This is a genomic window from Acinetobacter sp., from assembly GCF_045628685.1.
Lineage (GTDB): Bacteria > Pseudomonadota > Gammaproteobacteria > Pseudomonadales > Moraxellaceae > Acinetobacter.
Genome location: NZ_JAZQPV010000129.1, coordinates 1 through 13,930, shown reverse-complemented (window position 1 = coordinate 13,930; position 13,930 = coordinate 1). Strand labels below are relative to the sequence as shown.

The following is a 13,930-nucleotide window of genomic DNA, read 5'->3' as shown; positions in this document are numbered from 1 at the left end:
CATGCAATAAAAAAGAGCCATTTGGCTCTTTTTTATTGACTTAATACCATCAGGCTTTCTTCGATAAAAGCGGGTAAATCTTCCGGCGAACGTGAAGAGATATAAAGATTATTGTCATTCACGACTCCCACGTCATAATATACCGCGCCAGCATTGATCAGATCAGTAGCGAAGGTTTTAAGCGTCGTCATTAATCGTCCTTTGACTACTTTTGCGGTAATGAGTAGCTGAGGATTATGACAAATACTCATTATTGGCTTTTTTGCATGGGCAAAGTTACGTATAAAATGAATAAAACGATCATCACCACACAGATGATTAGGGGAGTGGCCACCAGGAATAAGTAAGGCATCAAAATCATGCACTGAAACATCATCTATACTTTGGTCTATGGTTACTGCAGATTTACGTTTATGACCGTAGACAATATTGCCGGCTCTATTTTCAATATTCAAAACACTATGACGAGCTGCACGAAAGGCCTGTACCGGTTCTGAGTATTCCACGTCTTCAAAATCATGAGTCACTAAAACAGCGATTCTTTTTGGCATTATTTTTCTCTGAATTGCTTTGTTAAAAGACTATAGATTAAAGATTAAAGTTTTGTGATGCAGTTTGGTAAATAACTATTGCAAAAGTAAAAGCCATGAATAGAGGGCTTTTGAACGAGAGATAAGTGCCGTAATGATTTGAGTCTAAGCGATATTTTTGTTGTTGTTGCATTTGTCGACGTTCCGCACACAGGTTTTCCGACAGTTAGCTTTGGTAACTCGTTCAGTATCTCAATGAATTTTGGGACTTTGTAGGCAATGAGGTTTTCTTTACAATGTTTTAGAATGTGATCACTTGAAAGATTTGGGTTACTGGACGTAATAAAAGCTTTGACCAATTCTCCCGTGCGTTCGTCGGGTATGTCAATGACTGCAGCTTCAATAATATCTGGATATTTTTCAAGAATAGCTTCAATTATCATTGGGATAAACATTTCATCTGGACACAATTATCCTATCTTTTTTGCGGTCTATAATATAACAAAAGCCATCTTGATCCACTTTGGCAATATCACCGGTATGTAACCAACCATCAACAAAAGTTTCTGCTGTCTTGGCTGGATGGCTTAAATAGCCTAAGACAATTTGTGGGCTTTTAATGCACAGTTCAACAGTTTCACCCAAGGGTACTTCCTGAACTTGTGCATTCACAATTTTTAATGTCCAAACCCGGGATTGGAAAATCAGCCGAACCTTGGCGAATTTCGCTGACCGGTGGATACAGTAGCGCGGTACAACTGATTCCAGTCATGCCAAAGCCTTTAATAATCGTACTGACTCTGGCTTTTCAGTTTTCGGCGACGGTCGGGCGCAGTGTCGTTCCACCAGACATGGCACAAGTCAGCTTCGGTGGATTTTGTATAAACCAATCTTCTGCCAAAAGTCCCGCATATAAAGTATCTACACCGGTTAGCCAGGTGGCATTAAATTTTTCAAAGACCAGTTTAAATTGCTCACCGGACGAGGCGTTGGAGTCATTAAATTACGGGAGCCGCCTTCAAAGAACATCAGGAGATTTACGTTGAAAGCAAGAATGTGATACAGCGGAATGGCGGTTAAAATACAGTCCTGATGATTAAATCCAGATTGGTGCGCACGTAATCACCGGTGATTTTTACTAAAGATGCCATATTTTGATGGCTGACTACCGCACCTTTGCTGCGTCCAGTCATTCCACCCGTATATTGATACAAAGCAATATCATGGTGAATTGGAGTATAAGCTGCCAAATTTTACCCATCTTCAAAGCGTCGAAGAAGGTGCAATAGTTAATGGAAGGTTGTGTAGTAACAGGCCTTGTGCTTCAGAATCTACCTACATTTTTGTGCGATCATGCCGTTATACGATTCATCAAAAAACTCACTTAAACTTGCGGTGACGAATGCCGGAGATTCAAGTTCGAGATTATTTTAAATTACTCGTTCAAATGTGGTTAAAAATAAATCAGAAATAATCAGTGCTTTTGCATCATTGCTTTTCAATTAGGATTCAAGCTCACGCGGTGTATAAAGAGGATTGATATTGGTGATGATCAGTCCGGCTTTCCAGTATGCAAATACCGCAATCGGGTATCGCAAAGAGTTTGGTATTTGCAGACCGACCACATCGCCTTTTTGATGGTTGAGATGATGTCGCAGGTAATTGGTATATATAAGGTGTAGAGATCATCAATTAACCATGTAATGACGCAGGCAAATGTTTTTCTCAAAGGCGCTGTGTGTAATGGCTCATCTCAAATCTTTAAATTTATCTTTTTAAATTGTTTTTGATTTTTTAATGTCAGTTCTGACATCGATCTTCTAACATCGAGTAAACCGGTGTTTTTCATCATGATCAAATCTGTCAATCTGTAAAATAGTAATTGAAAAAAACAAGAGAAAAACTATCAGGATTAAGCGCTTTAAAATATAACTTTATGTGCAAATACCAATAAATTCATTTAACGAAATGGCATAAAATTGGCATGTGTGTGCTGTATTTAAAAATCCAAGCGGATTGCTTGATTTTCATTCAACTGGCGAAAGTCATCAATTTCAAATATTCATGGCAAAACATGAGCAATAAAATTGCTGATTAAATCAACTGTATGTTTTTAAGACTGAATCAATCAAAGTCTTATTGCGTAACAATTGAAAGCTAACTATTGTTATACTGTTTGCATAATGTTTTCGAAGGGCGACATAACAATGATCCATGACGATCAAAACACAAAGACTTCTCTTGACCTTGCTCAAATTCGTGAGGATATTGATTCTGTAGATCAGCAGATTCAACAACTTATCAATCGTCGAGCGAAATTGGCAGAAGCAGTGGCAAAAGCAAAATTTGCTTCTGAAGAGAATCCGATGTTTTACCGTCCTGAGCGTGAAGCGCAAGTTTTACGTAATGTTATGCAGCGTAATGAAGGACCGTTGTCTGATGTGACAATGGCGCGTTTATTCCGCGAAATCATGTCAGCCTGCTTGGCCCTTGAAGCTCCGCAAAGTGTTGCGTTCTTGGGTCCTGTCGGCACTTTTACTCATTCAGCAGTCCTTAAGCATTTTGGACAAGATGCCATTGTCCGGCCACTTCCTACCATTGATGAGGTGTTCCGTGAAGTAGAAGCGGGCAGTGCACATTATGGTTTGGTACCTGTAGAAAATTCGTCTGAAGGTGTGGTAAACCATACTTTAGATTGTTTTAAAGCCTCACATTTAAATGTAATTGGTGAAGTTGAATTGCGTATTCATCACCAATTTCTGGTTTCCTCCAATACCCGTAAAGACAGCATCAAACAGATTTATGCACATCAGCAAACTCTGGCGCAATGCCGTGGCTGGTTAGATGCACATTATCCGGGTGTTGAACGTGTTGCCCTAAGTTCAAATGCTGAAGCGGCCCGCCGTATTCGCAATGAATGGCATTCGGCAGCAATTGCATCTGAAGTGGCTGCCAACATTTATGACCTGGAAATTCTACACGCCAACATCGAAGATAATCCGGAAAATACCACGCGTTTCTTGGTGATTGGTCGTGAAAAAGTACCGCCAAGTGGCAATGACAAAACATCTTTACTCATTTCTGCACATGACCGTGCCGGTGCTTTGCTTGAGATTCTGGCACCCTTTGCCAAACACAACATTAGTCTGACCAGTATTGAAACTCGCCCTGCATTACCAGAAAAATGGGCTTATGTTTTCTTTATTGACCTGGAAGGCCATGTTGAGCAAGAAAATGTGAAAGCGGCAATTGAAGAAATTCGTCCTTTGGTTAAAGAAGTTCGAGTTTTGGGTTCTTACCCGATTGCAGTACTGTAAATCTTACCCATCAAAGCGGTGGTCAATTTTAAAGTGAGGTTGACCACGTTTATCACTTGAAATAACTGGAAGAGTAACATGTCGTTTGTCCCTGCCAATGAAGGCATCTCAAAGTTAAAGCCTTATCAGCCAGGTAAACCCATTAGTGAACTTGAGCGCGAGTTAGGAATTACTGATATCGTCAAGCTTGCTTCAAATGAAAATCCTTTGGGCTGTTCTGACAAAGTCAAGCAAGCTGTGGCAGCTGAGTTGGCAGAAATCGGAAGATATCCGGACGGTGGCGGTTTTATCTTGAAAGACCAGATTCAGGCACAGTTTGGCATGACTGCTGACCGGATTACTTTGGGTAATGGTTCAAACGACTTGCTGGAAATGTTTGCCCGTGCATTCGTTTCTTCAAGCGATTCTGTGGTGTATAGCCAGCATGCATTTGCTGTATATGCTTTGGTGACTCAAGCGATTAATGCAGAAGCGATTGAAGTGCCGGCAAAAGGCTTTGCCCATGACCTGGATGCCATGGCAGCCGCGATTAAAGCCCATACCAAACTGGTCTTTATTGCTAACCCAAACAACCCAACCGGTACCTGGTTTGAAGAAGCTGAATTTGAAGCATTCATGCAGAAAGTACCGGCCAATGTGATTGTGGTTCTGGATGAAGCCTATGTGGAATATTTCCCGGAAAATTTCAACAGCTTAAAATTCTTAGAACAATATCCAAACATCATTGTCAGCCGTACCTTGTCTAAATGTTATGGCTTGGCTGCACTGCGTGTTGGTTTTGCCTTGGCATCGGCAGAAGTGACTGATTACCTGAACCGTATTCGTCAGCCGTTTAACGTGAATCATCTTGCAATGGTCGCTGCAGTTGCGGCACTGAAAGATGAAGACTTTATTGAGCAATCGCGTGTGGTCAATAAGGCGGGCATGAAGCAGCTTGAACAAGGTTTTGTTGCACTAGGTTTAAATTATGTACCGTCACGTGCCAACTTTATTTTGGTCGATGTAGAGGCTGATCCTGCACAGACTTTTAATGCATTATTGAAAGAAGGTGTGATTGTGCGTCCTGTCGGCATCTCAAATCATCTTCGGGTATCAATTGGTACTGAAGCTGAAAATGCGAAGTTCTTGACAGCACTTGCAAAAGTACTTGATTTATCAATAAACGGTGTAGAGGAACAAGCCTAAGCCATGTCTCAGCCACTGTTTGAAAAAGTTGCATTCATTGGACTTGGGCTGATTGGCTCAAGTCTGGCTCGTGTGATGATTGCCGAAAAATTGGCAAAACAAATTGTTGCATCAACGCGTTCACAGAAAACCCTGAATGATGCAAAAGCGCTTGGTCTGATTCAGGAAGGTTATAGCAATCCTGTTGCTGCCGTGCAAGGTGCGGATCTGGTGGTTTTGGCTTTGCCTGTTCGTGCAACGCAAAAAGTGCTGGAAACCATCAAACCTTATCTGTCAGAAAAAACCATTATTACTGATGTAGGCAGTACCAAAGGCAATGTGGTGGATGCTGCAAAAGCAGTCTATGGTGAAAACTTGCCGGCAGGCTTTGTGCCGGGTCATCCGATTGCAGGCGCAGAACATACTGGGGTACACGCAGGTAAGGTCGATTTATTTGCCAATCATAAAGTAATTTTGACTCCGCTTCCTACGAGTAGCGACTGGGCCGTGAATAAACTGGTTCAACTGTGGCAAGCCGCAAAAGCGGAAGTGATTTGTATGGATGTCGACAAGCACGATGAAGTGCTGGCCCATACCAGTCATCTTCCGCATTTAATGGCATTTAACCTGGTCGAGCAACTGGCGAACCGTGAAGATAACTTGGATATTTTCCGTTATGCTGCCGGCGGTTTTCGTGATTTTTCGCGTATTGCGGCCAGTGATCCGCAGATGTGGCATGACATTTTTTTTGCCAATAAAAAAGCAATTTTGAATGCGGTTGATGGCTTTGAACAGCAACTGGCTCAAATTCGCAAACTCATTGAAGATGAAGATTCCAAAGCATTGATGGGATTGCTTGAACATGCTCAAGCGGCTCGTCAGCATTTCAATCACATGCTTTCTAAAAAAACCTTGATGGAGAAAAATAAAGTGACACAACAATTTACCATTTTGCCTGGCGCTAAAAAATTCCAGGGTAAATTTACCGTGCCAGGTGACAAATCTGTGTCACATCGCTCTATCATGTTTGGTGCGATTGCCGAAGGTACAACGCATGTGACTGGTTTCTTGGAAGGTGAAGATGCATTGGCAACCCTTCAAGCGTTCCGTGCTATGGGTGTCAGCATTGAAGGTCCTGAAAATGGCGAAGTAACCATTCATGGTGTTGGTATTAATGGCTTAAAAGAGCCTTTAAGTGCCTTATACATGGGTAACTCGGGTACCTCTATGCGTTTGCTTTCCGGTATGTTGTGTGCACAGAAATTTGATTCAGTAATGACTGGTGATGCCTCATTGTCTAAACGTCCAATGGAACGTATTGCCAAGCCTTTACGTGAAATGGGTGCACAGATTCAAACTACAGGTGAACGCGGTACACCGCCAGTATCCATCACAGGTAATCAGCACCTAAAAGGCATTCACTACGACTTACCTATGGCATCTGCTCAAGTAAAATCAGGAATTTTGTTGGCAGGTCTTTGGGCAAAGGGTGAAACTTCGGTAACCGAACCAGAACCTACCCGTGACCATACCGAACGTATGTTGCGTGCTTTTGGTTATGAGGTGAAAACTGAAGGCAACCGTATTTCACTGCAAGGTGGTGGAAAACTTGTAGCTACTGAAATTCAGGTGCCATCTGATATTTCATCGGCAGCATTCTTTATGGTCGGTGCAGCGATCACTGAAAATTCAGATGTAACTCTTGAAGCGGTCGGCATTAATCCGACCCGTACCGGTGTGATTGAAATTTTGAAACAGATGGGTGCGGACCTGACTGTTGAAAATGAACGTATTGCTGGTGGTGAACCAATTGCAGACATTCGAATTCGCGGTACACGTACTTTAAAAGGCATTCATATGCCGGAAGATCAGGTGCCATTGGCGATTGATGAATTCCCGGCATTATTTATCGCGGCTGCATGTGCAGAAGGTCAAACCATTTTGACCGGTGCTGCCGAACTTCGTGTGAAAGAATCGGATCGTATCCAAGTCATGACAGATGGCCTAAAAACCATGGGCATTGACTGCACACCAACCGACGATGGCATCATTATTGAAGGTAAAGGTAAATCAGGTGACTGGTCTGCAATTTTCAATGGTGGTGAAATTGAATCGCATCATGACCATCGTATTGCGATGAGTTTTAGTATGGCAGGCTTGCGTACTTCAGGCGAAATCAAAATTGTTGGTACAGAAACTGTGGCAACCAGTTTTCCGACATTTACAGAACTTGCAAATCAGGCAGGTTTAGCGATTCAAGTGAGTGAATAATTAGTCTAATATTGTATATTCTTTAGATAACAGCCAAGCTTTTGCTTGGCTGTTTTGTTTTTATTGCTTATGCTAAAACCATACAACAAAAATGCGTTTGGATGCACAAATGAAAAAATTACAATTTACGGCAAACTGTGACAATCATAATCATGGGTCTCAGCAATTGGATGATTGCCATGTGACGCAGAAATATGTTACTGATCTTTTGTCGAAACAATTGGTTCAATATGGTTTTCAGACCTTGCCGCAAAGTGGTGATCAGATTGCTGTAAGTGTAGACAATCAATCTTTACCTTTGTCTGTCACTTGCCAAAGTCATGATGCAGAAGGACATTTAGTCTGTGAAATCACATCATATCCAGATGAAGAACAGGATTGGCTAGACCGGATCACTGAACAGAGTTTGTTGAATCAGTTGGCGCAGGCAGTGGAAGCGTCTCTAAAAGAGCAGGAAAGCTTTAGCGAGTTTGAATGGAAAAATTAGGGACTGTTAATATTTCATAATGGCAATCAGATAAAGTGTAAGCAAAAGCAGAACTTTAAAAGTTCTGCTTTTGCTTGTCATAAAATGTTGCAATACCTCAACGCTGGTCCACTCTTGGAAATATATTTTCAGCAAATGACTGACTTTATATCAATACCAGTTCATAAGCGTATTACTGGGTTTTGAATTATATTTTTTGGAATATCCTGTTGAGTTCCCTTTATTTTTCTCTGGATGATTCGAAATCCTAGCCTTTATCTATACAGAATATTTCCGTTCCAGCTAAGTCCGAGCGATTAATCAACTCAGGTGCTACTCTCACACCCTGAATTTTATCGTTATCAATGATAAACCCAAGATGGCTTCTATGTGACTGACTTGCTAAGTGTATTTAGAACTATTTCGACTTATACATTGTGAAATAGCTTGAATCTTAATTTCTATCGTATATTGATGTGCCCACATATGGCTGGTATGAGTGTAGTTCTATTCGAGACCAGTTTCATTCAATAACAATTAAAATATATTTAATAACTTACTAATCTTAAATTTTCGATTAAATTTCTTAAACATAGAATCTGATTTGCCGAATGTTTTGGGTAAACCCAGCCAAAGGCGATAGAGTCGAATTTAATAGAATATAGCTCCAATAAAAATTCTTAAATTAAGTTCGGGCTAAATATCAAAATTATAAAAAATAGTTTTTAGCTTTGAGTAAAGCTGATCCTTCAGCTTCAGTAAGAGACAAAACTTTGCGAGCAAGGACTGAAGTTTGGAGATTACATTCCACTTTATTTTCATTTTTTAAGCAGCAAATTTCAACATACTCTAATCAATCTATAAAACCATAATAAATATAATAATAGGTGTAAGTATGAACATCAAAACAGTTCCATCGGCTTTTGCACTCGCCGTCGTTAGTCTCATGCTAACCGGATGTAGTGGATCTAAATCTTTACCCTTCGTAACTTCTCAGCCAATTGACAATGATCTAGATAATGGTAATGGTGCAACACCAACACCAACACCAACACCAACACCTTACACTTATGATAAATCCAAGTTTGATGTTGCTGATACTGCGAAAGGCAGCAATAAGATAGCAATTGGTGTAGCGGATACGGGTGTTCAGAAAAATACTTACTTGCAGGATTCTGTAGAGAAAGTATTAAAATACATTAATGATTATCAGGCGGGTACTTTCACGGTTGAAGATTTAACGAATGCAGACATCTCTGTACAAGACGTAGGACCTAGTTTGCATGGGACATTGGTTGCTCAAATCATAGCAGGCAAGATTCCTGCTCAACCTAATTTTATGGAAAAGGCCATGACAGAAGGATTGGCCAAAGATATTTCCCAAATTTATGGTATTCAGTCTGCTGATCGTGAATTGGGATATGCAACAACTGCAGGCCATCTTCAGGCAATGAATGACCTGAATGAAAAATATGCTGTGAAACTATTTAATGCTTCTTTTACGACTATGTTTGCATCTGGCGATTATAAACAGCATCTGATTGATTATACTGCCGAACTGGCGAAGAGAGATGCTCTGGTGGTATTTGCTACAGGTAATGACGGGTTTGCCAATCCCTCTGTTGAATCATTGCTTCCAGTGGGCAATAAAGCTGTTGAAAAAGGCGTGATAAGTGTGACGGGTGTGGATGAAACAGGTCAACAGCTTTCTCGTAATGCCCAAGGTAAAGGGGCGAATGCATGTGGTGAGGCTGCGCGTTGGTGTCTGGCTGCGGATTACAAGTTTGGCCTGCTTTATAGCAATAAAGTCCATGGTCTGGTGTATTTTTCCGGCACTTCGGCTGCTGCCCCTCAAGTAACTACTGCTGCTGCGCTAGTCTGGTCTAAATATTCATGGTTGACTGCTGATCAGGTGCGTCAAGTGTTGCTGACCAATGCCGATTATCTAGATGATGGTTCAGGTGCGAACAAGCTCTATAACAGCACTACTGGATGGGGGCGTTTAGACCTTGAAGGCTCGCTGAAAGGGATTAAATTATTCAGCAAAGAGTTTGGTGATAAATTTGATGCCAATGTCATCGGTGTGAGTGTCTTCTCGAATGATATTGGTGGTGATGCAGGCTTGATCAAAAATGGTAACGGTACTTTAGTTCTGTCAGGGAAAAATACCTACACAGGCTCCACCAGTGTGAAGAAGGGCAAACTGCGTGTAACTGGCTCAATTACAAGTCCCGTGACGATAAATGGTGCCGGGGTGCTGTCAGGTAACGGCAATATCAGTTCGGTTATGAACAGTGGCAAGGTCACTACTGCTGATGGTCGTCTGACTGTAAATGGTAATTATAACCAAGATGAATCAGGTACATTGCACTACGATTTGCATCATTACCTGACCATTAAAGGCAATGCAGCACTTGCAGGTTCGCTTGAAGTGTCTGCTGCAAACCGTGAAATCCTGACCAAAGGCGAGCATACGGTTTTGACCGCCAATAAGGTGACAGGGGAGTTTACTCAGTACCAGTCAATTTCTCCATTCTTGACTGTAAAAGGTTTGGATCATCAGTCCAACAAGGTCACTGTTGATGTAGATTATACGAATGCTGTAGCTGCGGGTACGGCATCAAGCAGTATCTCTGAGGTTTCCGGTGAGCTTCTGAACCAGTTGATGAATAAGGCAAATACCCAAGCCTTAAATGGTGAGGTAACTGATCTGACCAAGTATGTCGGCACAATCCAGTCTGTTGCGACCAGAGAAGCAGCGCAAGCCATTCTGAACTCTAATTCAGGGGCGATTTTTGTTGAAACTCCATCGGTGTTGCTGCGTAATAATTCTCTGGTGAATGCTCAAATTGCACAGCGTTCTTACCAGTTGTTGTCTACTGGTCAGGGTGGGCTTTGGTTGAATGGTTCTTACCTGAACAACAAAAATTCTGCGAGTGGATGGGATGATGTTGAATCTAGGGTTAGCACTGTTTCTGGGGGGGCTGATGCAATGGTTTCAAATCGCTTGGCGATGGGGGTTTATGTTAGTCAGTATCAGGATAAATCAGACTTCGATAATACCAATGCGACTGCTGAAACTGATGTGACCAACTTGGGTGCTTACCTGAAATGGCAAGCGACTGACAGTATGTATCTGGCAGGTAATATGCAGTTTGGCATGGGTGATGTGGAATTTAAGCGCTTCATTACCGATGGGGAAATCACTGAAGAATCTCGTTCAAAAGCAGATTTAACCAAATACGGTGTATATGGCGAGATCGGTTATGACTATTTCGCTGACCAGTTGAATATCAGTCCTTATCTTGCGCTTAGTTACAACACTGTTGACCTCGATGGGGTAACAGAAGCAAATGCAATGGGTGTGGCAGTCAGTGATGTTGCTGTAGCTGAAACCAAAGCTCATGTAGGGGTTCGCTTGGATTACAAGTTAACGCCAAGTGTGGTTTTAACTGGCTATGGTGAATATGCAAATGCTTTCAACCATGATTATGACAAAGTGGCGCTTTCAATGAATGTGGATCGTGCGACCAGTGTTGATTTTACACCGCCAAGTTTTGAAAAAGATTATTTCCTGTACGGTGTGGGCTTTAACTATCAAGGTGGTCAAAACTGGAATGTCTTTGGTGATGCCAATGGTAATGCGCTTGATTCAGGTGACTACCAGTTACAACTTGGTCTGAAGTACAGCTTTTAAAGCACATGGATAAAAAAGATCCTATTCAGGAATCTTTGATTTCTTAAGGATTAATAACTATAAAGGTTATTATTATGCAGCTTCTGTTAAAGCGAATTTTAAATACTTTTGTGAATCGTTTTCAATGTAGCGTTGATACGATCAAATCAGTTCATTCCTATTCATAACTCCACTAAAATTCGCCCTCAACTCAAAAGTGAACGTCTTATAGTAAGCTATTTTCGTGCATCTGATACAGTAGAAGCCTATGCTGCGATTACACCAAGCCTGACGCGTTTTATGGCATGGGATCTGCCAAAATATGAACAAGCGTTTGCAACGGTATGGCAAAACTGGCTAGAGAACATGGCAGCTCATGAAGAGTATGTGTTTGTGATACGGCATACGGAAAGCTTGGAATTTATGGGGCTTTGTGATTTACATCGGTTAAAGGATGAAGTACCCCTGCTTGGAATTTGGATCAAGGAAAGTCAGCATGGTCATAAATATGGTTATGAAGCGGTTGATACTCTAGTCCATTATGCCTTTGAGGACTTAAACCATCAGCGATTGATTTATCCTTTAGCCGAAGAAAATTGGGCGAGTCTAAAAGTCATTGAACGTTTGGGTGGAAAGGTTGTTGATGCAGTGCAACAATCCTAAATATCGAGCAGCGATTTATCACTTAACTGCAAAACTGCTGCGAGAAGCATAAAAAACCCATCATCTGATGGGTTTTATTATTTAGCCAAGCGCTAAGTAGCGGGTCATTGCAATCCGCAATTGCTTTAAGTAGCCGGTAAAGAAATGGTTGGCACCCGGCAATACCGTCACTAAATGCCGCTGTGGTTTCGCCCATTCAATCATGTCGGACAACAGGGTCACTTCATCGGCTTCACCATGAATGAAGAGAATATCACCTTTAATTGCGGGCGTAACGTAATGGCGTATACCGGCAACTGTTGCAGTCGGCAGACCACATAAAATGGTCTGTTTTGGTTGCAGTTCTACAGGTAAGGCTGCATAGCTCTTTGCCATGACATGCGCACCAAAACTAAAGCCACCGGCATAAAAAGGCAGGCTAATATGCTGGGAGCGAATTTTTTTAATGGCCTCTAAAAGATCATCCGTTTCACCAAAGCCTTCGTCATGCAGGCCATCGCTTTGACCTGAGCCACGGAAACTTGGGCGGTAGACAATACAACCGCGTTCAAGAAACATTTGAGCGAGAAGGGTAGGTACTTTATGCTGTGGAGTACCGCCTTGCAAGGGATGGGGGTGGCATACAATCGCGAATCCTTTCACTTCACCCTGTGGATAATCAACAAAAATTTCAAGTTGACCAGCAGGACCTTGAATGAAAATTTGCTCGGACATATAACAACCGATGAATAACAGGAGAATGAGGTATTTTACCGATAATGTTCAGTAAAAACACAAATTGGAAATAAAATAAGTCTACTGTTATAGTTTGTTTAATTATTTTTTGATCAGGTTCTTCATGCTCGCCTTAATTTCTCCTGCCAAGACTTTAGATTATGAATCTGCACTACCCACCGATGCGCATACCTTACCAAGATTGCTGGAATATTCACAAGAACTTATAGACGTAAGTCGTAAACTGTCTGCTGCAGATCTATCCAATTTAATGAGTGTGAGTGAGAAAATTGCCAAATTAAATGTTGAGCGGTTCAATGACTGGCAGTCAGACTTTAATTTCTCCAATGCACGTCAGGCTGTATTTGCTTTTAAAGGTGATGTGTATACCGGCTTAAATGCCTATGATCTGAATGGCCAGCATATTGAATTTGCACAAAATCATTTACGAATGTTGTCAGGGCTGTATGGTTTGTTACGTCCTTTGGACTTAATGATGCCGTACCGTTTAGAAATGGGCACAAAACTCAACAATCCACGTGGTCATAACTTATATCAATTCTGGGGCGATCGTATTACCCGTTTAATCAATGATGATCTGGAACATAACAATTCAGAATTATTGGTGAATATTGCATCGGATGAATATTATAAGTCAGTCAATGAGCGTGAAATTAAAGCTGAAATTATTAAACCTGTGTTTTTGGATCAAAAAAACGGGAAATACAAAGTTATTAGTTTTTATGCTAAAAAAGCACGCGGTTTAATGGCACGCTACATTATCGAAAACCAGTTAAATCATGCTGAAGATTTAAAATCTTTTAATGTTGATGGTTATTATTTTGATGCTGAAAGCTCACTTAAAGGTGAATTGGTGTTTAAGCGAGATGAGCAACAAGTCGCTTAGTCTTTATTGTAAGCAATAAAAAATCCCGAAATTGATCGGGATTTTTAAAATATAAATAGGTTAATTACAATAATTATTAAATAACCTGAATCCTGCTTAAGCCGATAATTCCATTACTCGAATGGTTGGCTTGTTTTGATGGCATAACTGGTAAGCACATAGAGATGCATAAATTCCAGCTAAGTATCCTTCAATGCTTCTCGCTTTACTCGTCACCAAATG

General features: G+C 41.2%; 14 protein-coding genes and 1 pseudogene. 8 read left to right on the top strand and 7 right to left on the bottom strand.

The genetic code is table 11. The features are described 5' to 3' along the window. Positions 1–32: 32 nt before the first annotated feature. Genes ACKI4H_RS16935 through ACKI4H_RS16925 form a run of 3 tightly spaced genes read right to left on the bottom strand, consistent with a single transcriptional unit; the run spans position 33 to position 1,202 of the window. Positions 33–551: a type 1 glutamine amidotransferase domain-containing protein gene (locus tag ACKI4H_RS16935; protein WP_407307808.1), complete on the bottom strand. Its 519-nt coding sequence runs from the start codon at positions 549–551 to the stop codon at positions 33–35. 44 nt (positions 552–595) lie between these two features. Next, complete coding sequence (locus tag ACKI4H_RS16930; RefSeq protein WP_407307806.1) at positions 596–1,000, bottom strand: AMP-binding enzyme; 405 nt, start codon at positions 998–1,000, stop codon at positions 596–598. Then, entirely contained in the window at positions 987–1,202 is a 216-nt protein-coding gene (locus ACKI4H_RS16925) for a hypothetical protein (RefSeq protein ID WP_407307803.1), read from the bottom strand. The genes ACKI4H_RS16930 and ACKI4H_RS16925 overlap by 14 nt, the downstream gene beginning before the upstream one ends. Before the next feature lie 8 nt (positions 1,203–1,210). Here ACKI4H_RS16925 and ACKI4H_RS16920 point away from each other — a divergent pair, with 8 nt between their 5' ends. Next, positions 1,211–1,576, top strand: coding sequence for a hypothetical protein (locus ACKI4H_RS16920; RefSeq protein ID WP_407307800.1), 366 nt, complete (start codon positions 1,211–1,213; stop codon positions 1,574–1,576). Positions 1,577–1,606: 30 nt separating this feature from the next. Here the strand turns inward: ACKI4H_RS16920 and ACKI4H_RS16915 are convergent, their stop codons facing one another. Both ACKI4H_RS16915 and ACKI4H_RS16910 read right to left on the bottom strand, forming a co-directional pair. Continuing rightward, the gene (locus ACKI4H_RS16915; RefSeq protein ID WP_407307798.1) at positions 1,607–1,780 is read right to left on the bottom strand and encodes an AMP-binding protein; all 174 of its coding nucleotides are present in this window, start codon (positions 1,778–1,780) and stop codon (positions 1,607–1,609) included. A 252-nt stretch (positions 1,781–2,032) separates the two neighbouring features. After that, the gene (locus ACKI4H_RS16910) at positions 2,033–2,155 is read right to left on the bottom strand and encodes an AMP-binding protein (protein ID WP_407307796.1); all 123 of its coding nucleotides are present in this window, start codon (positions 2,153–2,155) and stop codon (positions 2,033–2,035) included. 582 nt (positions 2,156–2,737) lie between these two features. Here ACKI4H_RS16910 and pheA point away from each other — a divergent pair. The 6 genes from pheA to ACKI4H_RS16880 all read left to right on the top strand — a co-directional run bounded on the left by pheA (position 2,738) and on the right by ACKI4H_RS16880 (position 12,087). Continuing rightward, positions 2,738–3,847: a prephenate dehydratase gene (gene pheA / locus ACKI4H_RS16905; RefSeq protein WP_407307794.1), complete on the top strand. Its 1,110-nt coding sequence runs from the start codon at positions 2,738–2,740 to the stop codon at positions 3,845–3,847. A gap of 78 nt (positions 3,848–3,925) precedes the next feature. Further along, positions 3,926–5,032 carry a histidinol-phosphate transaminase gene (gene hisC, locus ACKI4H_RS16900; RefSeq protein ID WP_407307792.1) on the top strand — a complete coding sequence of 369 codons (1,107 nt, stop codon included), beginning with the start codon at positions 3,926–3,928 and terminating at the stop codon, positions 5,030–5,032. Positions 5,033–5,035: 3 nt separating this feature from the next. Then, a complete protein-coding gene (locus tag ACKI4H_RS16895) occupies positions 5,036–7,282 on the top strand; it encodes a bifunctional prephenate dehydrogenase/3-phosphoshikimate 1-carboxyvinyltransferase (RefSeq protein WP_407307789.1) in 2,247 nt (748 codons plus the stop codon). A 109-nt stretch (positions 7,283–7,391) separates the two neighbouring features. Further along, complete coding sequence (locus tag ACKI4H_RS16890; protein ID WP_407307787.1) at positions 7,392–7,769, top strand: hypothetical protein; 378 nt, start codon at positions 7,392–7,394, stop codon at positions 7,767–7,769. 874 nt (positions 7,770–8,643) lie between these two features. Next, positions 8,644–11,445, top strand: coding sequence for an autotransporter domain-containing protein (locus tag ACKI4H_RS16885; protein ID WP_407307785.1), 2,802 nt, complete (start codon positions 8,644–8,646; stop codon positions 11,443–11,445). Positions 11,446–11,577: 132 nt separating this feature from the next. Next, positions 11,578–12,087 carry a GNAT family N-acetyltransferase gene (locus tag ACKI4H_RS16880; protein ID WP_407307782.1) on the top strand — a complete coding sequence of 170 codons (510 nt, stop codon included), beginning with the start codon at positions 11,578–11,580 and terminating at the stop codon, positions 12,085–12,087. An 81-nt stretch (positions 12,088–12,168) separates the two neighbouring features. On the opposite strand, the gene ACKI4H_RS16875 is transcribed toward ACKI4H_RS16880, so the two are convergent. Further along, positions 12,169–12,801 carry an alpha/beta hydrolase gene (locus tag ACKI4H_RS16875; RefSeq protein WP_407307780.1) on the bottom strand — a complete coding sequence of 211 codons (633 nt, stop codon included), beginning with the start codon at positions 12,799–12,801 and terminating at the stop codon, positions 12,169–12,171. 124 nt (positions 12,802–12,925) lie between these two features. On the opposite strand from ACKI4H_RS16875, the gene yaaA reads away from it, so the two are divergent. Then, positions 12,926–13,708: a peroxide stress protein YaaA gene (yaaA, locus tag ACKI4H_RS16870; protein WP_407307778.1), complete on the top strand. Its 783-nt coding sequence runs from the start codon at positions 12,926–12,928 to the stop codon at positions 13,706–13,708. 96 nt (positions 13,709–13,804) lie between these two features. Here yaaA and ACKI4H_RS16865 read toward each other — a convergent pair. Next, positions 13,805–13,930 (bottom strand): annotated as a pseudogene (locus ACKI4H_RS16865) (IS982 family transposase); the annotation flags it as partial.